The following is a 20,307-nucleotide window of genomic DNA, read 5'->3' as shown; positions in this document are numbered from 1 at the left end:
GCCCGCCGGTCATGCGGACGACAACACGTTAGAGGGCACAGGGAACTCACAGGTTCCAGGAATTGGCAAAGCATTCGCCTGTAACGGCGGATGTGACATTCGACGCAGACCGTGGGCGATTGGCCGACTACGCACCGAAGGCTTTCGACGCGCCCTTCACCGGTTTGGCACCGGCGAGAAGGTGCGCCGGTACGAGATCACGCGCCGGCTCCGTATAGGCGACGGAGATCAGTTTCTCCCCCTCGTACGTGAACGACGTCAGGGACGCGAGCGTGCACTGCCTGCGGCGCGGGTCGTGCCAGAGCCTGCGGCGCTCGAAGTGGCTGCGCACGATCCAGATCGGCAGCTGGTGGCTGACGCACACGGCCTCGTGCCCGGCGGCCCGGTCGCGGGCCTCCGCCAGGGCGTCCTTCATGCGGGCGACCTGGTCGACGTACGCCTCCCCCCAGGAGGGCCGGAAGGGATTGGTCAGATAACGCCAGTTGGCGGGCGAGCGCAGGGCGCCGTCGCCGACCCCGAAGGTCTTGCCCTCGAAGACGTTCTCGGCCTCGATGAGACGGTCGTCGGTGTGCAGGGTCAGACCGTGGGACTCGGCGACGGGCGCGGCGGTCTCCTGGGCGCGCTCCAGCGGGGACGCCACGACGTAGGTGATGTCGCGGCCCGCCAGGTGCTCGGCGACGCGGTCGGCCATCTGCCGGCCGAGCTCGGAGAGGTGGTAGCCGTCGCGGCGGCCGTAGAGGACCCCGTCGGGGTTGTGGACCTCTCCGTGGCGCAGGACGTGTACGACGGTGATCCCAGCGTCGTTCCCCGGCCCGGTCCTTTCCTCGCTCATGATCCCGTCCTCGCTTCCGCGGCGGCGCGGGCGGCGGCCGGCAGCGCGGCGGCGACACGCTCGACCGCGCGGTCGTCGTGAGCGGTGGAGACGAACCAGGACTCGAAGGCGGACGGTGGCAGATAGACGCCGTCGGCGAGCATCGAGTGGAAGAAGCCGGTGAAGCGGAAAGCTTCCTGCCGCTTGGCGTCCTCGTAGTCACGGACCTCGTCCGCAGTGAAGAACACGGAGAACATGTTGCCCGCCGTCTGCACGCGGTGCGCGACACCCTCCTTGGTGAGGGCGTCGCTGACCAGCCCGCGGATCTCGGCCGACACGGCGTCGACCTTCGCGTACGCCGCGTCGTCGAGCAGCCGCAGCTGGGCGAGCCCGGCGGCGGTGGCGACGGGGTTCCCGGAGAGCGTGCCGGCCTGGTAGACGGGGCCGGCGGGAGCGAGGTGCGCCATGACGTCGGCGCGCCCGCCGAAGGCGGCGGCGGGGAATCCGCCGCCCATCACCTTGCCGAAGGTCATCAGGTCGGGCGTGACGCCGTCGATGCCGTACCAGCCGGCCTTCGACGTACGGAACCCGGTCATCACCTCGTCGGAGATGTACAGCGCGCCGTTCGACGCGCACAGCGCCTTGAGCCCGGCGTTGAACCCGTCGCGCGGCGGCACGACGCCCATGTTCCCGGGCGACGCCTCGGTGATCACACAGGCGATCTCGCCGGGGTGCGCGGCGAAGGCGGCGCGGACGGCGTCCAGGTCGTTGTACGGCAGTACGACGGTGTCCCCGGCCTGCGCGCCGGTCACGCCGGGCGTGTCGGGCAGCCCGAAGGTCGCGACGCCCGAGCCGGCGGCGGCCAGCAGGGCGTCCACGTGCCCGTGGTAGCAGCCGGCGAACTTCACGATCTTCGCGCGCCCGGTGAAACCGCGGGCGAGCCGGATCGCCGACATGGTGGCCTCGGTGCCGGACGACACGAGCCGTACCTGCTCGACGGGGGCGACACGGGCGACGATCTCCTCGGCGAGCGCGACCTCGCCCTCACCGGGCGTACCGAAGGAGGTGCCGCGCGCGACGGCTGCCTGGACGGCCTCGATGACCTCGGGCCGCGAGTGCCCGAGGATCATCGGCCCCCAGGAGCAGACGAGGTCGACATAGTCGCGCCCGTCGGCGTCCGTGAGGTACGGACCGTCACCGGACACCATGAAACGGGGCGTACCGCCCACGGCCCGGAAGGCGCGGACGGGAGAATTCACGCCACCGGGCGTCACAATCGACGCACGGTCGAAAAGCGCCTGCGAAACGGGGGCTTCGTATGAATACGACACTTTGGTCCTGATCTGCCATGGGAGGTCGGGTGGCCGGGACGAAGGATCTCAGCCACGGATGAGCGAGGCGCGAGGTCTCCTCGTATTACATAAGGCGTCAACGCCCTCGCGTCTGCGAAACTGGGGCGTCATAGGGGAAGCTCACGCAATCCATGGTGTCAGAGCCTTCGAAGTATCTGCGGACAGGTGTTTCACCGGTCGCCCGTGGGGGAGGTCACTGTCACGATGATCGGGTTGCGCGGCCGGGGCTGCGAGTGGTCGGGTGGAGATATGCATCGCGGTGGCGGACTGGGCGAGGGGACCGATGACCTCGGTCCCGACCCTGCCCGACGGGGGAAACACCGGCGCCGCGAGCGAGAGGCCCGCGCGCAGCCTCCCGCCGGCACGAACGGCGGCCGGCCTCCGGGAGGCGGGAGCGGCCGGGTGGGGGTGACCTACAAATACTTCGGCGCCCCGGACGGCGCGACGGCGGCCCGGGTCCCCATCTCGATGCGCCCGGAGGAGCTGGGCGGCGACGAGCTGGGCATGGGCGGCATGTTCACCAAGATCAAGCCCGAGACGATAGCGGCGATGGTCCTCACGGGCATCCAGGGCATGCCCCTGAACAAGGTCCCCCCGCTCGAACTGGTCGTCCTGCACCCGGACTACGCGGTGGTCAAACTCCCGATGACGGTGGTGGACCCGCTGCGCGGCATCGGCGAGGAATCGGTGGGAGCGGCGGCCTTCATCTGGTCCACGGTCCCGGACCGCGGCGGCCCGCGCGACGCGTTCAACGTCTACCAACTGCTCCACGAATGGCAGGACTTCAGCCACCGCCTCCACGAGGCGGGGCACCAGCCGTACTGCCTGGTGTGGCCGTAGGACCGAGTCTCACGAGGGACGGGCGCGGCAAGATGTGGTCGGCAGCGGCGGCCGGGGCGGGCTGCTGACCTCCTGCGGGAAGCGCCCGACGGCGTCGCGGGGCAACCAACCGCTTCACGCGGCCCAGGCCGTGCTCGTCGTCAGCTCTTCAGCGCCGCGACCCGCTGATCTCGCCGGAGCGGGGGCGCAGTTCGAGGGTTCTGTCGCCCGGCGGGTACACGATCGCCCGCTGGCGGTCCGGCTTCGTCTCCACCGCCCACCGGCCGCCGCCACCACTTCACGATGGCGGCGGCTCGGTGTCGAGTGCCTCGGCAGGCACTCGCTCGATGCGGGTCCAGCCCCTCCAGCCCCGCTCCTCCAGAATCGCCAACAGCCGCGCGGCGTGCGGTGAGGACTCGACCATGGTTGAGTCCAGCAGGTCGACAAACTGATCGTCGATGCCGTCGTCGGCACCCACCTCGCCCGCCTCCACAGCGCGTGCCATCAAGCGCTCCATGATGTCGGCGACCTCGACGATCCGCGGATCGTCGGCCGGCCAGTCGAGTGCCCCGCTGAGAAGGCTGTAGAGCTTCACCATGTCGGGGTCGTCCAGTTCCTCGTGCTTCTTGGCGATCACGGAGTCGATCGAATGCGGCACCTGGGCAGCGATCATGATCCAGGCGTCCCGCTCCATCTCGATGTACCGCTCCTCGACGCCGAGACCGCGCAGCCGGCCGAGGTAGTCCACAACGCTCTGCGGAAGCGCCAGGTGCTCTCCGGCGGCAAGCCGGGCGAGACGGCTGCGAGTGTCCTGCAGCCGCCGGATCTCGGCGCGCAGGGCCTTGTCGATCTCCTGCACACCGCCGGCGAACTCCTCCGGGCCGGCGGCGAGGAGTTCCTGCACCCGGGCCAGCGGCACGCCGGCGTCGGCCAGGGTGCGGATCCGGATCAGTCGCACGACCGCGACGGCGTCGTAGGTCCGGTATCCGGACCGGTCGCGCCCGGGCTCCGGCAGCAACCCGATCCGGTGGTAGTGGCGTACCGCCCGCACCGTCACCCCGGCGTACGCCGCGAGCTGGCTGATGGTGAGCATGGGGCCCAGCCTGCCTCAGGCGATCTTCCGGCGATAGGCGGCCATCGCGAAGACGTACGCCACGACGAGGATGCCGAGGCACCAGGCGAGGGCGGTCCAGATGTCGTCACCGACCGGCTGCTGGGCGAACAGGTTGCGGATCGTGTTGACGATCGACGTCACCGGCTGATGTTCGGCGAACCAGCGCACCGGGCCGGGCATCGTCCTGGTGGGCACGAACGCCGAGCTGACGAACGGCAGGAAGATGAGGGGGTAGGCGAACGCGCCCGCTCCCTCGACCGATGACGCGGAGAGTCCGGGGATCACGGCGAGCCAGGTCAGCGCCAGGGTGAACAGGAGCAGGATGCCGGCGACCGCGAGCCATGCCGGCACTCCTGCCCCTGAGCGGAAGCCCATGAGCAGAGCGACGCCCACGACGAGTACGAGGGCGATCAGGTTGGCGACCAGAGAGGTGACGACGTGAGCCCACAGCACACCCGACCGCGCGATCGGCATGGACTGGAATCGCTCGAAGATTCCGCTCTTCACATCGGTGAACAGCCGGTACGCGGTGTAGGAGATGCCGGATGCGATGGTCATGAGCAGGATGCCGGGCAGCATGTAGTTCACATACGAGACCGACCCCGTATCAATGGCGCCGCCGAAGACGTAGACGAACATCAGCATCATGGCGACCGGCGTGATGGCGGTCGTGATGATGGTGTCCATGCTGCGTGTGACGTGGCGCAGGGTCCGCCCCGTGAGGGCGGCGGTGTCGCTGATGAAGTACGCGGTCATCCTTGTCCCCCGTTTGTTGTGATGGTGGCTTCGCTCTTGTCGCCGCCGCCGATGACCGCGAGGAAGATCTCCTCCAGAGTCGGCTGCTTCTCGATGTACTCGACCTTGGCGGGCGGGAAGAGCTGCTTGAGCTCGGCGAGGGTGCCGTTCACGATGATCCGCCCCTGGTGGAGGATCGCGATCCGGTCGGCGAGCTGCTCGGCCTCCTCCAGGTACTGCGTGGTGAGCAGCACCGTGGTGCCGTACTCGGCGAGTTCCTTGACGGCATCCCACACCTCAATGCGCGCCTCGGGGTCGAGTCCGGCCGTCGGCTCGTCCAGGAAGATCACGGGCGGCTTTCCGATGAGGCTCATCGCGATGTCCAGCCGGCGGCGCATCCCGCCCGAATACGTGGACACCTTCCGCGGGCCGGCATCGGTCAGCGAGAAACGCCTCAGCAGATCATCCGCGATCGCGCCGGGGTCCTTGAGGTGGCGCAGCCTGGCGACGAGGACGAGGTTCTCCCAGCCGCTGAGGATCTCGTCGACAGCCGCGAACTGCCCGGTGAGGCTGATGGACTCCCGTACATTCGCCGGTTGCGCGGCGACGTCGAAGCCGTGGACGCTGGCTGTCCCGGCGTCGGCCTTCAGGAGCGTGGCGAGAATCCGCACAGTGGTGGTCTTGCCCGCCCCGTTGGAGCCGAGCAGGGCGAAAATGTTGCCCCGCGCCACCTCGAAGTCGACGCCTCTTAGCACTTCGAGCTTCCCGTACGTCTTCTCCAAACCCTGCACGCGAATCACCGGGCCGGCGATCGATGGGGCCGTCATGGTCATCTGCCTCCTTCGTGGAGTCGTTCCCGCGACCGCGGGGAAGCTCCTGCCGGAAGCATGAAGGGTTGACCCAGCGTCAAGGTCAAGCTCGCTCCGACCACGACGCTGCCCTGCCCCGAGCCCGGGTGGGCGGTGGTCGGGCCCAAGCCCCAGACGGGCCGTCGCACGCGTGAATCCCGCACGGTGGTTGTCGCGGGAGCCCTCTTACCCAGCCCTGGTGTCCGTCGCCGTGGTGAAGCGGGACGTCAGCCAGACCGGGTCGGTGATTGCCGAGCCGATCACCACCGCGTGGGCGCCCAGGTCCATCGCCGCGCGGGCCTCGGCCGGGGTGGAGTAGCCGCGTTCGGCGACGACCGGGACCCCCGCTTCCGCCACCAGGCGTTCGACCAGGCCGAGGTCGGGCAGTGGGCCGCTGTCGGCCTTCGCGGGGTAGCCCATGGTGGAGGAACTCACGATCGTGGCGCCGGCCCGTACGGCGGTGCGCGCGTCGTCGATTCCGGGGACGCCCGCCTTGACCGGGCGGCCCAACGCGGCGAAGGACGCGACCAGTTCGGCGAGGTCCTGCCCGTCCTGGCGGCGTGCGGCCGAGTCGGCCTCCAGTTCCAGGACGTCGGCGCCGGCCTCCACCAGGGCGGTCGCGTGGGCGAGCGTCGGCGTGATGCGTACGACCCCGCCGTGCGAGCCGTCGATGCTCACGGCGAGTACGGGGAAGCCGGGGACGGCGCGCTTCACCGCGCGTACGGCGTCGGGGCCGTCCACCTTCACGGCGACGGCGCCGCCGGCCCGCGCTGCGTGGGCGAGCCGGGCGATGTCCTCCACGTGCTGCCAGGGCGAGAGCGGGGACGGGGTGAGCGAGACGATCAGCCCGCGGGGTATGAGGTTCATGCCGTGAACTCCTGACCGTCGATCAGGACGCGTACGACGTCGACGTTCTCGTCGGTCACGATCAGGTCGGCCGGTCCGCCGAGGGTGAGCTCCCCCACGCCGGTGAGCCCGTAGAAGCGGGCGGGCGCGCGGCTGGCCAGGTTCACCGCGCGGTCGACGGGCCAGCCGTGCTCGACGAGCCCCCGCACCTGCTGGAGCAGCGTCACCGTACTGCCGGCGAGAGTGCCGTCGGGCAGACGCGGCACCCCCTCCGTCACCGTGACCGTGAAGCCGCCCACGGTGAAGACACCGTCGCCCGCTCCCGCCGGGGACGCGGCGTCGGTGACGAGCATGATCCGGTGCTCGGCGGCCTTGAGGGCGAACAGCGAGGTCTCGCGCGCCAGATGGATGTCGTCGGCGATGAGCTGGATGGCGACGTCCTCCCGGTTGAGGGTCGCGCCGGCGATGCCGGGGGCGCGATGGCCGAAGGGGACCATCCCGTTGAACAGGTGCGTGACCGCGCGGGCGCCCGCGTCGAAGCCCGCGTACGCCGTCGCCGCGTCGGCGCCCGAGTGCCCGGCCTGCACGATGACTCCCTCCCGCGCCGCCCCGGCGATCAGCTCCAGCGCGCCGGGCAGTTCGGGCGCGACGGTGATCGTGCGCAGCGGCCCGGCGTCCAGGAAACGGCGCACGATGCCGAGGTCGGGGTCGCGCAGGTACTCGGGGCGGTGCACCCCGCGGTGGTGCGGGGAGAGGAACGGGCCCTCGGCGTGCACGCCGACGACCTTCGCGCCGGGCGGCGCCGACCGGCGGAGCCCGTCCAGTACGCGCAGCTGCCGGACCACGTTCTCCTCGGAGTCGGTGATGACGGTGGGCTGTACGTGGAGTACGCCGTCCCGGGCGAGCGCCGCGAGGGCGCGGGCGAACTCCGCCTCCGTCGCGGCGTTGAAGTCGGCGCCGCCGTACCCGTTGACCTGGAGGTCCACCAGGCCCGGCAGGACGTACCCCCTGCCGGTCGACGGCAGACCGGCGCGTACCAGCCGTCCGTCCTCGACCTCGATGTCGCCCTTCAGCCAGGCGCCGGCGATGACGGCGCCGCGTGCGGAAACTCTCATGGATACAACCTCGCTAGATGGGGTGCGGCGCCGCGGCCGGCCGGTTCCGCCGCGGTCGGGGGGTGGTGGGCGCGGCCCGCCTGGCCTTCGAGGGCGGCGCGGAAGCGGTAGCGGTCCCCGCGGTAGACACTGCGGCACCACTGCACGACACGGCGGTTCTCGTCGAACGTGGTCTGGACGATCTCCAGGACGGGGTCGCCGGTGGGGAGGCCGAGCCTCTCGGCGATCTCGGCGGTCGCCCCGCGCGCCTCGATGACGCAGTCGGCCCTGACCGCGTGCAGGCCGTACTCCTCGGCGAGTGTGGAGTACAGGGAGGCGGACCTGAAGTCGTGTTCGCTCAGTCCGGGCGCGGGCCCCTCCGGGATGAGCGAGAAGTCGATCAGGGTGGGGATGCCGTCGAGATAGCGCAGCCGGGCCAGTTCGACCACGGGCGCGCCCGGCGCGATGCCCAGCAGGTCCGCCTCGTCGAGCGACGCAGCCCGGGTGAGGCACTTCAGCACTTTCGAGCTGGAGGTCAGACCGTTCGCGGCGGCGAGGTCCGAGAAGCTCACCAGCCCGGTGGCGCCCTCCTCGATCGACTCGGCGTCCGGCCCGCCGGGGCGGACCGGGGCCGGCGCGGAGGGTGTCTCCCTGCGTACCCACCGCGCCCCCGCGACGACCGTGACCAGGCCGGCCACCTCCAGATCCTTCAGCGCCTGGCGCACGGTGACGCGGCTGACGTCGAACTGACTGGCGAGAACCCGCTCGGAGGGCATCCTCGAACCGGGTGCGATCACACCCGACTCGATCCGTTCCCTGAGGTGCTGGGCGACCTTGCGGTGCAGTGCTGGCGAAGTAGACATAGAACCGATTGTGTCCGTTGCGATGGGGGGTGATGAATGGATTCCGCGGCCCCGCCGCACGGTGCGGCGGGGGTGTCCGGCGGACCGGACCGGCGACGGCTACGCGTCGCCGCCGAGCCGACGGCTACTCGTCGTCGTCGAGCTTGGTGCCGGTGTCGAGGAACAGGAACTCGTCGGGGTCGATCCCCCGTGCCCGCGCCGAGCGCAGCGCCACCCGCTGGAGCAGCGCCGCCACGAAGATCGGTGTCTCCAGGGGGCCCTGCGTCCCGATCGGCACCACCTGCGTCCGCTCGTCGTGGGCGACGGGAGCGCCGGTGCGCAGCTCCACTATCCGGCGGCCGAGCGAGCCGAGGGCCCGGACGATCTGTCCGTCGTCGGGACCGTCGAGAACGATGTGCAGGGCCGAGGGGCGGGTGGACTCCATGAGCCCGTGCAGATACTGACGGGTCTCGAACGACGCGGCGGGCACCCGCGCCACCTCGCGCAGCAGCAGGGCGCCGCCCTCGACCGCGCCGTACTGGTCCGCGGGCGCCACCAGGTCGACGACCGAGGAGGCCGACAGCCGGTCCGCGATCTCCTCGGTCAGCGGCGCGGTCTCGGTGAGGAACCGGGCCAGCCGCTCCCCCAGGGTGAGCCAGGACGCGGACGGTTCGCCGTCGGTCCAGATCTCGGCGAGCATCGACACGGCCATCGCCGACGCCGTGAACCCGATCGTCGAGGCGAGGCTGTCGGGCAGGTCCCCGAGGGTGAGCACGGTGTCGACGGCGGAGGCCATCGGCGAGTCGGTGACGTTGACGACCGCGAGCCCCCGGCCCGGGGCCGCGCGCATCGCGTCGACCGTCTCGCGGCTGCGGCCCGACTGGGACAGCGCGACGAGCGTGGCGCCGGCGTCGAACGGGCCCGCCTCGGCCGCGTTGAGCCGGACGCTCGGGATGCCGCGTGCCGACAGATGGGCGGCCGGCGCGGTCAGCGCCGCGAGGCTCGCGCCGATGCCGATGAACGTGACCTGGGCGGGCCGGCCGGCGGCGCCCGCCGCGGCGAGCGCGCGTTCGCGCAGGACCGGGGCGACCTCGGTGAGCCGGGCGGTCTGGTCCAGCACGCCCTCCTCGAAGGGGATGAAACCCTGTCGCAGAAACGCGTTGACACTCATCGGCCGCTAGCCGCCCTTCCTCGTCGTGCCAGGGAATCGATCACGACGGCGACGACGAGTACAGCGCCGGTGATCACGTATTTGACGGCGGAGGTCTGGTTGAGCAGATCCATGCCGTTGGACACCGCTCCGATGACGAGCATGCCGAGCAGTGCGGAGTAGGCGGTGCCGCGCCCGCCGAAGAGGCTGGTGCCGCCGATGACCGCCGCGGCGATGGCGTTCAGGAGGATGTCGCTGCCGCCGCTGGCCTGGTTGACCGCGAAGAGGCGCGAGGCCGCGAGCACACCGCCGAAGGCGGCGAGCGAGGAGGCGATGGTGAAGGCGACGACCTTGACCGTGCCGACCTGGATGCCCGCGCGGCGGGCCGCCTCGGCGTTGCCGCCGACGGCGAACAGCTTGCGGCCGAAGGTCGTCCCGCGCAGCAGTACGTCGACGATCACCACGAGCCCGACGAAGATGATCAGCGACAGGGGTATGCCGTGCCACTGCTGGAAGACGGCCGTCGCCGCGAGGATCACCAGCGTGATCACGGAGGCGGGCACCAGGGTCCCGGTGAGGGGGCGCACGGTGAGCCCGCGTTCGCGCCGCCGCCGGGTGCCGAGGAACGCCCTGCCGAACGACACCGCCGCGTAGAGGAGGGCGATCGGATAGCCGATCCACGCGGGGAGGGTGGTGTTGGCGAGGGAGGCGATCGTCCCGTCGTACGGGATGTTGATCGTGCCCTGGTTGCCCAGTACGAGGAGTTGGCCGCCCTGCCAGGCGAGCAGGCCCCCGAGGGTCAGTACGAACGACGGGACGCCGAGCTTCGTGAAGATGAATCCGTGGAACAGGCCGATGGCCGCGCCGAACACGACGGCCAGGATGATCGCGAGGACCGGTGGCCACCCGTGGTTGATGCTCAGGACGACCATGGTGGCGGAGGTGAGTCCGCTCACCGATCCGGCGGAGAGGTCGATCTCCCCGATGATCAGGACGAAGACGATGCCGAGCGCGATGACGCCGGTCGAGGCGATCTGCAGGCTCAGGTTGGAGAGGTTCTGCGGCGAGAGGAAGCGACCGTTCGCGAGCTGGAAGACCAGCGAGATGACGATCAGGCCGAGGATGACGGGCAGCGGTCCGAAGTCGCCGGTACGCAGGCGCTGGACGCGTTCGCGGATCCAGTTCCCCCCTGAGGGTTCCGAGGGTGCGCCGGGTGGCAGGAGGCCGCGCTGGGGTCGGCCGGTGGTGGCGGTGTCGGTGGTCACGGTCATCCTTCCTGGGCCCGGTCGCGGCGCAGCTTCCGGCGCTTGTGGGCACTGCTGTCGGCGATGCCCGTGATGGCGGCGACGACCTGTTCCTCGGTGGTCCCCTCGACGGGGAACTCGCTGACGCTGCGTCCGAGCCGCAGACAGACGATCCGGTCCGCCACGTCGAAGACGTCCGCGAGGTTGTGGCTCACCATCAGGACGGCGTGTCCCTCGGCGCGCAGCCGTTCGATGAGTTCGAGCACCTCGGCGGTCTGCTCGACGCCGAGGGCGGCGGTGGGCTCGTCGAGGATGACCAGCCGGGGGTCGCCGAGCAGGGACCGCGCGATGGCGACCGACTGGCGCTGCCCGCCCGAGAGCGACGAGACGGGGACACGCAGGTCCTTGATCCTGACGGAGAGCCGTTTGAGGAGCCCGACGGCGATCTCCTCCATGTCGAGCGCGTTCAGGAAACCGCCGTGGTGCTTCTCGCGGCCGAGGAAGAGGTTGGCGACGATGTCGAGGTTGTCGCAGAGCGCGAGGTCCTGGTAGACGGTCGCGATGCCGAGGCGCGTCGAGTCGATGGGCTTGCGCGGGGAGACCTGCTCGCCGTTGACCGACATGGTGCCGCCGTCGCGGGGGTGCGCCCCGGAGACCGTCTTGATCAGGGTGGACTTGCCGGCCCCGTTGTCGCCGACGAGTGCGACGACCTCGCCCGCGGCGACGCTCATGCTGACGTCGCCGAGCGCCTGTACGGCGCCGAAACTCTTGCTGATGTGCTCCAGTTCGAGCACGGGCGGCGGGCTCTTTGCCGCCTTGTGGACGGTCGCTGTCATCGGCTGTCTCCTTTCGTACCGGGGTGATCTGGTTCGGCGCCTGGGCGCTCGGCCGTCGCGCCTGGACGGCCGCTTTCCGTACGGCGGGGGTCGGCCGTCGCGCCTGGGCGGCCGGTCTCCGTACGGCGGGGGTCGGTCTCCGTACGGCGGGGGTCGGTCTCCGTACTGCGACGGTCGGCCTCCGTACGGCGGGGGTCGGCCGTCGTGCCTGGGCGCTCGGCCTCCGTACTGCGGCGGCCGGCCGTCGCGCCCGGGTGGTCGGTCTCAGTACGGCGGGGGTCGGCCGTCGTGCCTGGGCGCTCGGCCTCCGTACTGCGGCGGCCGGCCGTCGCGCCCGGGTGGTCGGCCTCCGTACTGCGGCGGCCGGCCGTCGTGCTGCGACGGTCGGCCGTCGTACAGCGGTGGTACGCCTCCGTACCGCAGTGGTCGCCCTCCGCACGGCGGGGGTCGGCCGTCGTACTGCGGTGGTCGGTTTCCGTACGGCGGGGGTCAGTTTCCGTGCCGCGACGGTCGGCCTCCGTACTGCGGCGGTCGGCCGTCCTGCCTGGGCGGTCGGCCGTCGTGCCTGGGCGCTCGGTCTCCGTACTGCGGTGGTCGGTTTCTGTACCGCCGTGGTCGGCCTCCGTACCGCGGTGGTAAGCCCCCGTACTTGCGTGCTCGGTCGCGGCGACGACGGCAGGTCTGGCCAGATGCCAGACGGCCGCGCCGGCGAGGCCGGCGTCGTCACCGCGGCGGGCGGCGCGCACCTCGACGTCCCAGGTGACGTGCGAGGTGGCGGAGCGGATACGGCGGTCCAGTTCGGCGAGCAGCTCCGCACCGGCCGCGCGGGCGAGCCCGCCGCCGACCACCAGCACGTCGGGTGAGACGACGTGGCACAGCAGCGAGACCGCGGCGCCCGCCGCGTCGGCGATGTCGGTGAGCGCGCCGGCCGCCAGCTCACGGGCCCGCCGCGTCACCGGCGACATGCCGGTCGCGGCGGCGAGTTCGGTGAGCGTGCGGTGGTCGACGTCCGTGCCGAGCTCTCGCGCGGCCTTCAGGACGCGCTGTCCCGAACCGAGGTCCTCGATCATGGGGCGCCCGGCGCCGAGCAGGTGCAGGAAGCCGATCTGGAACCCAGACACCCGTCCCGACAGCACGCGCCCGTCGGCGACCGCCGCCGCGCCGATCCCCGTGGAGAGGGTGAGGTAGGCGGTGGTCCCGGTGGTGGTCCCGGCGCCGAAGTACGACTCGCCGACGGCGGCCAGCTCCGCGTCACCGGCCAGCTCGACGGCCAGCCCGGTGACCTCGGAGAGGTACGCGGCGGACAGCCGGTCCAGGTCGGTGGACGGCAGGTTGCGCGCCACGTGCAGCCGGCCCTCGACGTGGTCCACCCGTCCGGGCAGGCCGACGACCGCAGAGACCGCTTCCGTACCGGCCGCGACCCGGGTCATCAGATCGGCGACCTGCTCGTGGGCCGCGCCGTGCCGGACGGGCTCCTTGAGCCGGGCGCTCGGCACGCCGTCCGCGTCGACGAGCGCCGCTCGGGCCGTGGTGCCGCCCAGGTCGACCGCGACGCGCCGGGCGGCACCGCTGGTGGGGAGGGAGTTCACTTAGCGGAGTCCCGCCTTGGCGCATGCCTTCGCGTAGTCGGCCGTGCAGATCTGGTCGACGGTCAGATAGCCGCTGTCGATCAGCAGCTCCCGCATGTTCTCCATGGTCACGGCGATGGAGTCGAGCAGATACGCGGGCACCTTGTTGGTGCCGTCGTCGACGGTGCCGTTGAGCAGATCCCCGGCGGGCTTCTCACCCTTGGCGAGCGCGGCGGCCGCCTGGGCGCCGATCCGCGCCTCGGTCTCGACGGGCAGGTAGGTGCTCTCGTACAGATCACCGGCGACCATGTTCTGGATCGCGTCGAGTTGGGTGTCCAGACCCGTGACGGGCGGCATCGGCTTGACGCCCGCGCTCTTGAGCGCGGCAATGACACCGGTGGCCATGCCGTCGTTGCCCGCGTAGACGCCGTCGATGTTGGCCGCGCCCAGCTTGGTGATGGCCTGCTGCATCTGGTTCTGCGCGTTGGCCGCCGACCAGCCCTTGGTGTCGTACTCGGCGGCGACGGTGTACCCGGACTTGTCGATGACGCTGTGCGCGCCCTCCTTCTCGGGCTTGGCGCCCGAGTCGACCGGGTCGCCGTTCATCATGACGATGTTGCCGGAGGTCTTGCCGTCCTTCTTCAGCTTGCCGAGCAGCGACCGCATGCCGACGGCGCCCTGCTGGACGTTGTCGAACTTCACCGCGTAGTCGACACCCGCGTTGTAGATGACGCGGTCGTAGCTCATGACCTTCGCGCCCTGCTGCCGGGCGCTGGCGACGGCGGCCCCGGCGGCGTTGGAGTCGACGGGATCGATCACCAGCACGCTCGCGCCCGCGGTCAGCGCGGACTCGGCCTGGCTGAGCTGCTTGCCGGCGTCCCCGGCGGCGTTGTAGTAGCGGAGTTCGCAGGAGGGACAGCTCTTCTTGAGCTCCTTCTCGAACGTCGGCTTGTCTCGCGCCTCGTACCTGGCGGTCGCGTTCTCCGGGAGGAGGAGGGCGACGACGTGCTTCTTCCCGTCACCGACGGCGGAGCTGCCGGCCCCTCCGGATCCCCCGGAATCCGATGATCCGCACCCGGCGGCCAGGAGGGCTCCCACCGCGGCCACCCCCAGAACGGCCATGCGTCGGCGACGTGCTTGAGAAGTAACGTTCATGAGAGTTTGTCCCCCTCGGGCCATTTCGAGCGAAGTGATGCGGAGCACGCTAGAACTGGCACCAACCACTGGTCAACCCTCTGGTATCACGGCTCGGTAACCTAAGTAGACCACTGGTATTACCCGCTGCTGGCCAGCAAGGCTCCAGAGCCTCAGGGGATATGCCGACCAGCGGAACGGCTCGCTCCATCGCGCGTCGTGCACGGCGAGCAGCTTCGACCGACAACTGGTCTGAACCGGTGGTCGCATAGCTGACGGGCCGCACCAGGCCCGCCATCCAGCCGAACCGGGCCGCGACCGAGCCGGCCCCCGACCGAAACCGCCCAGGTCAGCCCGCGTTCCGCGCGGGCTGGACCTGCCGGGTGGGCGTGCGCGTGGACCGGGGCCGTTTGTCCGGGGAGCGGGGTGGGGCGAAGCGGACCTCGACCGTCTCGTACCAGGCCGCCGCCCTGACTCCGTAGAGGCTGTTCTGGCGTGCGCGCCGCGGCAGACCGGCCGGGGTCACCGCCTCGGCCGCCGTCAGCGGAACGGGGTTGAAGTAACCGTCCGACGTACGGGGCGGATCCTGGACCGCGTGGAGCGTGTCCGCCGTCTCCCCCTCGCTCTGCTTGTGGTGGCGCCAGGCGCGGCTCCACGCGTCCTCCCAGGCACGGCGGTCCGCGTCCGGGACCTCGCACGCGCGGAGGAAGGCCTGGAACTGGGCGGGGTTGTGCGGCATCGCCTGCCGGTTCACGATCCGGTGGGCCGTGCTGCGGGGCAGCGCGCCGTAGTCCCCGCCCCGCTCCTCCATCGTGCGCAGCGAGGGCGAGCCGGCCTTCTCGTACAACTCCCGCAGCCCCGCGCTCAGATCGGCGAAGTCGCGTACCAGCGCCGGCGACGGGGCGGGCGAGGTGCGCCCGCCCCGGGCCGAGCGGGTCGCCTCGTATCTGGCCCGCTTCCAGAGCAGCTTGGCGTCCTCCGGGGACGCGTCGCAGGCGCGGGCGTAGGCGCGTACGGCGGAGAGCGTCGGGACGCTCTCCGCCGATGCCGTGCGCTGGAGCGTGGTGGCATGCACACCGGCCCGGAGTGCGAGGTCGCGATAGCTCAGCCCCGCGCGTCGTCGCTGTTCGCGCAGCCACTGCGCCAGACCGCGCAACGCCCTGTTGTCGGTCACGATGGGCTTCTCCGGGCGCCCCACGGCCGCGCCCGCCCTCAGGCGGCCGGGCCGGGAGTCAGCAGGGCCCGTACGGCGACCCGGAGCCCCTTCGCGGGTCCCGCCCTGCCCAGGGCGAGGACGACGACGGCCACCAGGCCCGCCCCGGCGAGCAGTTGCAGGGCGTCGGCGAGGGGCAGGCCCGCGAACGCGACCAGGATCGCGGCCACGACGACGATCACGATGATGACGACGGCCTCGGGGCTGTACAGCCGGCGCGGGGCCGGCGCACCGCTCTCCACGCACGACGCGGCTGGGGGTTTCTTGTTCACGCGGTATCTCCTGATCGTGATGCCCGGCGGCCGGAACGGCCGCCGGACACCTGCTACTGGCTCCAACTGGTTGCAGACCACGGGCAGTTGCCGCCGCCCGGTGTGGTTGTCCAGATGTTCTCAGCAGCCGGGCAGCTAATCCCAATCCGAAAGGGGACGAAGATCTGATTGATGCGCCCGTGTCTGGCGTGCCCGGCGGAAGAAAAAGCGACGCAGAGTCAACTTCCAAGGCGGCGGAGACCTCTGACCGGTGCTGGACTTGGCCCCGCTGTGATCAACATGCTTGTCCGTGAGACGTGGTATGAACGCGTTGATGCGCGCACGCCTCAATCGGGGTTGCATGATCTTGTGCACCGCTGACACGATCCGCCGGACGCCGAGAGAGCAAGTGGTCTGTACCTCTCTCCCGGCACCGCCCCTGATCGCTACTGGCTCCAACAACCAGCTGAACAGGGCGTTACGGGCCTCCTGTTGCCGCATGAGCCCGTCGAAGGGCCGGCACCGCACACGCGGTGCCGGCCCTTCGGGCTGTAGGCCGCCGGATCACCGCTCACGGCGGGTCGCCCGTCGAAGGGCCGCCCTGGTCGCCCGTCGGGGTCTGCGGTTCGATCAGGACCATCGGATCGTTGCCCTTCAGCTGCTGCCAGACTCCCACCAGCGCCACCACCTGGGCCACGAAGAAGGCCAGTTGGACCGAGGCCGTGCGGAGTTGGTAGATGGAGAGCAGCAGCGCCGCCTTCGTGGGCCAGTGGTGGCCCTCCTTGCGGAAGGTGTCGATGTCCATCGCCACGCCCGTCGTCGTCAGGATGAGCAGGGTCAGCGCGACATCGAGGGCCCAGGTGCCGAAGGGCTGTCCGACCGCCCGGCTGGTGATCCAGTAGAGGCCGACCGGGGTCGCGTACACGAGGGAGAGGCCCAGGCCCTTCGCCGGGCCGCGCCGGCCGGGCAGGGTGCGCCACAGCGCGCCGAGGACGAAACCCGCCGCCGCCCAGATGAGCTCCGTGGTGATCACGGACTGTACGAGGGTGGCCGCCCCGAACTGGTCCCTGGATACGTTGCCCCAGAGCGGCCCGCGCACATGGTTCGCCCAGAAGGAGATCGCGGTGGCCGGCAGCGCGACGACCGCGGCGAAGAACGCGGCCCGGCAGGCGTTGCGCCACCAGGTGTCGCGAGGACCCCACGCCAGGACGAGTTCTATCGCGTCCACCGAGTCCGGCAGCGCCTTTCCGGCGTGCGGGGAGGTCGCGTCGCCGGGGTTCCAGCGGTGCAGGTCGTCGAGTCTCACCTCCAGTTCGGTGCGCTCCCCCTCCTGGTCGCCCTGTTCCCAGCGGCGCAGTTGTAGATGGAGATCGCGGTACTTGCGCGCGGAGTCGATCAGCCACTGGCGGTCCGGCTCCCGTATCACCTCGCGCAGAGGCGTCCCCGGTATCAGCTCCTGGGACAGCACCGACCGGCGGCGCCCCAGGGAGAGGAGGAGGTATCCGGCGAGCAGGACCGGCGGCAGGTCGAGCAGATAGGCCGGCACACCCACGTACCAGCCGGGAATCGGCACCACCACCGTCACGAACAGCACCGTGAGGACCAGCGTCTCCGGCGGGGGCGGCGAGACCGGGGAGGCTCCGGGGGCCTTGGACCGGGCGGCGAGTACGGCGAGGAGCACTCCGTTGCGGATGAACCAGGCCGCCCACACGGAGAACACATCCGGCCAGTTGGAGGGGAACCAGGCCAGCGAGTTGTAGAGGTGCGCCAGATGCCAGCGGTCGTAGAAGTCGTCGCCCGGCCCGGCGCTCAGCCAGGACTCCTGCTCCCAGGCGTTCTGATTGGCCCATACGGCGAGAGCCACGACGGCGAGCGCGATGACGGCGCAGAGAGCCGGCGTCCACCAGAGGGGCCGGCCCCGTGGGGGCGTCCCGGTCAGCTGAACCGGCCCGCCGCGCAGCCGCCGCACCGCCAGTACGGTGCCGACCAGCCAGACGAAGGCGACACAGGAGCACGCGAGGGCGAGCCAGAGGAACCCGCCGGTGTCACGGAGCAGTTCGACGTCCGTGAGGTCGTTCTCGTCGAGCCAGAAACCGGCGGGCAGCCCGAACCACCGGGGCGCGCCCGCCACGACCACCGGATACGCCCCGGCGACCAGGACGGTCGACACGGCGACGATCCGGTCCCTGCCCACCAGGCCGTACAGGCCGAAGAGACAGAAGGCCGCGCCGCCGCACGCGGCGAGCCCGAAGTGGATGGCGGTCCGGTACTCCGGCCACCACGGCAGTACGCCGTAGTCGCCGGCGAAGCTCGGGACCATGTCGTCGAGTTCGTAGATCAGGGCCACCGCGAACGAGACGTACGCCCAGAGCAGGAGATCGCGCCGGGTGGCCTCCTCGGCGGGTGTCTCCGGAGACGACGCGGGGCTACGGCGCAGCATGCGCACCAGCGGCAACAGGACGAGGAAGGCCGCGACTTCCCAGGTCAGCCAGGCCGCGGACGTCAGCAGATACCAGGGCTTCTGGCCCCACCCCGTGATCAGGGCCTTCGTCGCCGGCGGCTGCACCCCGATCCGCACCTCGGGCGGCCTGCCACCGGCCTCGGCCCGGACCCAGGTCAGCCGGGTGGCGGACCCCTTGGTCGGGGTCGGGGACATGGTGCGGGCGGAGCGCCCGCCGAGGTCGACCGTGATCTCCCGCCACCACGCCTTGCCGAGGGCGGGCGGATGCACCAGCGCCAGCGTCCAGAAACGCTTGCCGACGGTGATGCGCCAGGGTCCGAAGTCCCGGTCGCGCCGGTCGTCCACGTAGGTGACGGCCCGGTGCCGAACGGTGATCCACTTCGCCTCGACGGTCACCTTCGGCGGCCAGGGGCGCGCCTCCGTGTCGCGGTACGGATAGGGGTCGTCCGGGTAGCGCAGCACACACCGCATGGCGGAGCGGTAGCGCTCGGTGTCCCCGTTCAGCAGCAGATTCCGCGCGAGCTTCCAGGTCTTCGGCACCTGGACCACGAGATCGCTCTCGGCCTTCGTGTAGTCCTCGCCGTCGTGCTTGAGGCGCACCGAGGTGGCGACCCGCGCGGTCGTCAACTGCCCCGACAGACAGCTGTCCTGGGCCCCCGGTCCGGCGGTCGGAGCCGAAGCCCGGGCGGCCGAGGCCGTGTCGGCCGCGCCGAGCGACGACAGCACCAGCAGTCCCGTGAAGACGAACAGCAGCAGCGCTCGCCGCATCCCCTGCCCCCCGCGGCGGATAACCGGTTCGGTCGATCGATCGAGTCGGTCAACGGACCGACGCGTCAACGGAGATGCAGAGTAACCGGCCACCGCCGCCGGGGCCATCGCGCCGTGTGACCGGCTCTTCGACGGTCCGTGGTGAGGAGGCCGTCACACAGCGCGTACGCGGACAACCCCGGGGTACCCGCATCACGTCGGCGCTCGGCGCCGAAGGCCATGAACGCAACATAAGGAGGCCGCACATGATGATCGTCGGCGTCATCGTCGTCTGCGCAGTAATCCTGGTGCTCGCCTTCCTGCTCCCCCGCCTCTCACACCATCCACAGCGCGGCGCACAGCGCACGCTGGGAACCGGCGGACAGGTCGCGGGCAAGGCCCCCGGCCGACTCGGCAGGCTTCTGCGCAAGCCCTTCAGCAGCAGTTCCCGCGCGGTCGGCCGCAGCGGTTCCGCGGGACGCCGTACCCGCGGTCGGCTGCCCTTCTGACCGGTCGGCCCCCGGCCGGTCCCGACCCGTGTGACGCCCGCCGATCAGGCGGGCGTCACACGTGCGAACGGGCCCGGCGAGCCCCCGCCCTCACTCACTTCCGCTCAAGTGCCTTCAGCGCGATGTTGAGTTGGAGGACGTTGACGTGTGGTTCGCCGATGAAGCCGAGGATGCGGCCGTCTGTGTGGTCGTCGACGAGTTTCTGTACTTGTGTGACGTGGAGGTTGTTGAGTTCGGCGATGCGGTGGATCTGGATGTGTGCGTATTGGGGGGAGATGTGGGGGTCGAGGCCGGAGCCGGAGGAGGTGACGGCGTCGGGGGGGACGTCGGAGGGTTTGATTCTGTGGCCGTTGGTGGTGTTGTCCCTGATGACGGCGGCTTTGGCGTCCTTGATCCAGTGGATGAGTTCCTCGTTGTCGCCGGCGCGGTTGGTGGCGCCGGAGAGGAGGAGTCTGTACTGGGTGTTGACGGTGTTGGTGCCCAGTCCGTTGGAGGGGCGGGGCTGGAACCATCTGAGGTCGGGTTCGGGGGTCTCCTGGCCGTCCTTGAGGGGGAGGTCGTAGCGCTGGCCGATGAGGGAGGAGCCGGCGACTCTGCCGTCGGAGGTGATCTCGGAGCCGTTGGCCTGGTGGTTGAACGCTGCCTGGCCGATGCCGAGGACGGCGAGGGGGTAGACCAGCCCGCAGAGGAGGGTCAGGACGAGGAGGGCGCGCAGGGCGGCGGTGAGGAGGCG

The 20,307-nt window shown here is 70.8% G+C and carries 19 protein-coding genes; 2 read left to right on the top strand and 17 right to left on the bottom strand.

Annotated features, from left to right (window positions below; genetic code table 11):
- Window positions 1-127: 127 nt before the first annotated feature.
- Together ACFWU9_RS30365 and hemL are read right to left on the bottom strand one after the other, a co-directional pair.
- Window positions 128-832, bottom strand: a complete 705-nt coding sequence (locus tag ACFWU9_RS30365; RefSeq protein ID WP_384324114.1) for a histidine phosphatase family protein — start codon at window positions 830-832, stop codon at window positions 128-130.
- Window positions 829-2,142 carry a glutamate-1-semialdehyde 2,1-aminomutase gene (gene hemL, locus ACFWU9_RS30360; protein ID WP_384324112.1) on the bottom strand — a complete coding sequence of 438 codons (1,314 nt, stop codon included), beginning with the start codon at window positions 2,140-2,142 and terminating at the stop codon, window positions 829-831. Before hemL ends, ACFWU9_RS30365 begins: the two co-directional genes overlap by 4 nt.
- 270 nt (window positions 2,143-2,412) lie before the next feature.
- On the opposite strand from hemL, the gene ACFWU9_RS30355 reads away from it, so the two are divergent.
- Complete coding sequence (locus ACFWU9_RS30355) at window positions 2,413-3,003, top strand: hypothetical protein (RefSeq protein WP_384324110.1); 591 nt, start codon at window positions 2,413-2,415, stop codon at window positions 3,001-3,003.
- Between the two features lie 277 nt (window positions 3,004-3,280).
- On the opposite strand, the gene ACFWU9_RS30350 is transcribed toward ACFWU9_RS30355, so the two are convergent.
- The 14 genes from ACFWU9_RS30350 to ACFWU9_RS30285 form a co-directional block, all read right to left on the bottom strand.
- Complete coding sequence (locus ACFWU9_RS30350) at window positions 3,281-4,075, bottom strand: MerR family transcriptional regulator (RefSeq protein ID WP_384324108.1); 795 nt, start codon at window positions 4,073-4,075, stop codon at window positions 3,281-3,283.
- 15 nt (window positions 4,076-4,090) lie between these two features.
- Window positions 4,091-4,852: an ABC transporter permease gene (locus ACFWU9_RS30345; RefSeq protein ID WP_384324106.1), complete on the bottom strand. Its 762-nt coding sequence runs from the start codon at window positions 4,850-4,852 to the stop codon at window positions 4,091-4,093.
- Window positions 4,849-5,658 (bottom strand): ABC transporter ATP-binding protein, encoded by an 810-nt coding sequence (locus tag ACFWU9_RS30340; RefSeq protein ID WP_384324104.1) that lies wholly within the window; start codon window positions 5,656-5,658, stop codon window positions 4,849-4,851. The genes ACFWU9_RS30345 and ACFWU9_RS30340 overlap by 4 nt, the downstream gene beginning before the upstream one ends.
- 207 nt (window positions 5,659-5,865) lie before the next feature.
- Window positions 5,866-6,546: an N-acetylmannosamine-6-phosphate 2-epimerase gene (locus ACFWU9_RS30335; RefSeq protein ID WP_384324102.1), complete on the bottom strand. Its 681-nt coding sequence runs from the start codon at window positions 6,544-6,546 to the stop codon at window positions 5,866-5,868.
- On the bottom strand, window positions 6,543-7,640 hold the full coding sequence (nagA, locus tag ACFWU9_RS30330) for an N-acetylglucosamine-6-phosphate deacetylase (protein WP_384324100.1): 1,098 nt from the start codon (window positions 7,638-7,640) through the stop codon (window positions 6,543-6,545). The genes ACFWU9_RS30335 and nagA overlap by 4 nt, the downstream gene beginning before the upstream one ends.
- The gene (locus ACFWU9_RS30325) at window positions 7,637-8,482 is read right to left on the bottom strand and encodes a GntR family transcriptional regulator (protein ID WP_384324098.1); all 846 of its coding nucleotides are present in this window, start codon (window positions 8,480-8,482) and stop codon (window positions 7,637-7,639) included. The genes nagA and ACFWU9_RS30325 overlap by 4 nt, the downstream gene beginning before the upstream one ends.
- A 124-nt stretch (window positions 8,483-8,606) precedes the next feature.
- A complete protein-coding gene (locus ACFWU9_RS30320; protein ID WP_384324096.1) occupies window positions 8,607-9,632 on the bottom strand; it encodes an SIS domain-containing protein in 1,026 nt (341 codons plus the stop codon).
- Window positions 9,629-10,882: a sugar ABC transporter permease gene (locus ACFWU9_RS30315; RefSeq protein ID WP_384324094.1), complete on the bottom strand. Its 1,254-nt coding sequence runs from the start codon at window positions 10,880-10,882 to the stop codon at window positions 9,629-9,631. Before ACFWU9_RS30315 ends, ACFWU9_RS30320 begins: the two co-directional genes overlap by 4 nt.
- Entirely contained in the window at window positions 10,879-11,691 is an 813-nt protein-coding gene (locus ACFWU9_RS30310; protein ID WP_384324092.1) for an ATP-binding cassette domain-containing protein, read from the bottom strand. The genes ACFWU9_RS30315 and ACFWU9_RS30310 overlap by 4 nt, the downstream gene beginning before the upstream one ends.
- Entirely contained in the window at window positions 11,688-13,280 is a 1,593-nt protein-coding gene (locus ACFWU9_RS30305; protein ID WP_384324090.1) for an ROK family protein, read from the bottom strand. The genes ACFWU9_RS30310 and ACFWU9_RS30305 overlap by 4 nt, the downstream gene beginning before the upstream one ends.
- Window positions 13,281-14,381, bottom strand: coding sequence for a substrate-binding domain-containing protein (locus ACFWU9_RS30300; protein WP_384324088.1), 1,101 nt, complete (start codon window positions 14,379-14,381; stop codon window positions 13,281-13,283).
- A gap of 361 nt (window positions 14,382-14,742) precedes the next feature.
- The gene (locus tag ACFWU9_RS30295) at window positions 14,743-15,567 is read right to left on the bottom strand and encodes a helix-turn-helix domain-containing protein (RefSeq protein WP_384324086.1); all 825 of its coding nucleotides are present in this window, start codon (window positions 15,565-15,567) and stop codon (window positions 14,743-14,745) included.
- A 38-nt stretch (window positions 15,568-15,605) separates the two neighbouring features.
- Window positions 15,606-15,878, bottom strand: a complete 273-nt coding sequence (locus ACFWU9_RS30290; protein WP_384324084.1) for a hypothetical protein — start codon at window positions 15,876-15,878, stop codon at window positions 15,606-15,608.
- Window positions 15,879-16,428: 550 nt separating this feature from the next.
- Window positions 16,429-19,086 carry a DUF6185 family protein gene (locus tag ACFWU9_RS30285; RefSeq protein WP_384324082.1) on the bottom strand — a complete coding sequence of 886 codons (2,658 nt, stop codon included), beginning with the start codon at window positions 19,084-19,086 and terminating at the stop codon, window positions 16,429-16,431.
- A 245-nt stretch (window positions 19,087-19,331) separates the two neighbouring features.
- Here ACFWU9_RS30285 and ACFWU9_RS30280 point away from each other — a divergent pair, with 245 nt between their 5' ends.
- Window positions 19,332-19,574: a DUF6411 family protein gene (locus ACFWU9_RS30280; RefSeq protein ID WP_384324080.1), complete on the top strand. Its 243-nt coding sequence runs from the start codon at window positions 19,332-19,334 to the stop codon at window positions 19,572-19,574.
- Window positions 19,575-19,668: 94 nt separating this feature from the next.
- Here the strand turns inward: ACFWU9_RS30280 and ACFWU9_RS30275 are convergent.
- Window positions 19,669-20,307, bottom strand: a 639-nt coding sequence (locus ACFWU9_RS30275) for a potassium-transporting ATPase subunit C (protein ID WP_384324078.1), incomplete at its 5' end; no start/stop codon positions are given.

The sequence above is a fragment of the Streptomyces sp. NPDC058653 genome (assembly GCF_042716895.1).
Taxonomy (GTDB): Bacteria; Actinomycetota; Actinomycetes; order Streptomycetales; family Streptomycetaceae; genus Streptomyces.
This window is presented reverse-complemented; position numbering and strand designations above follow the sequence as displayed.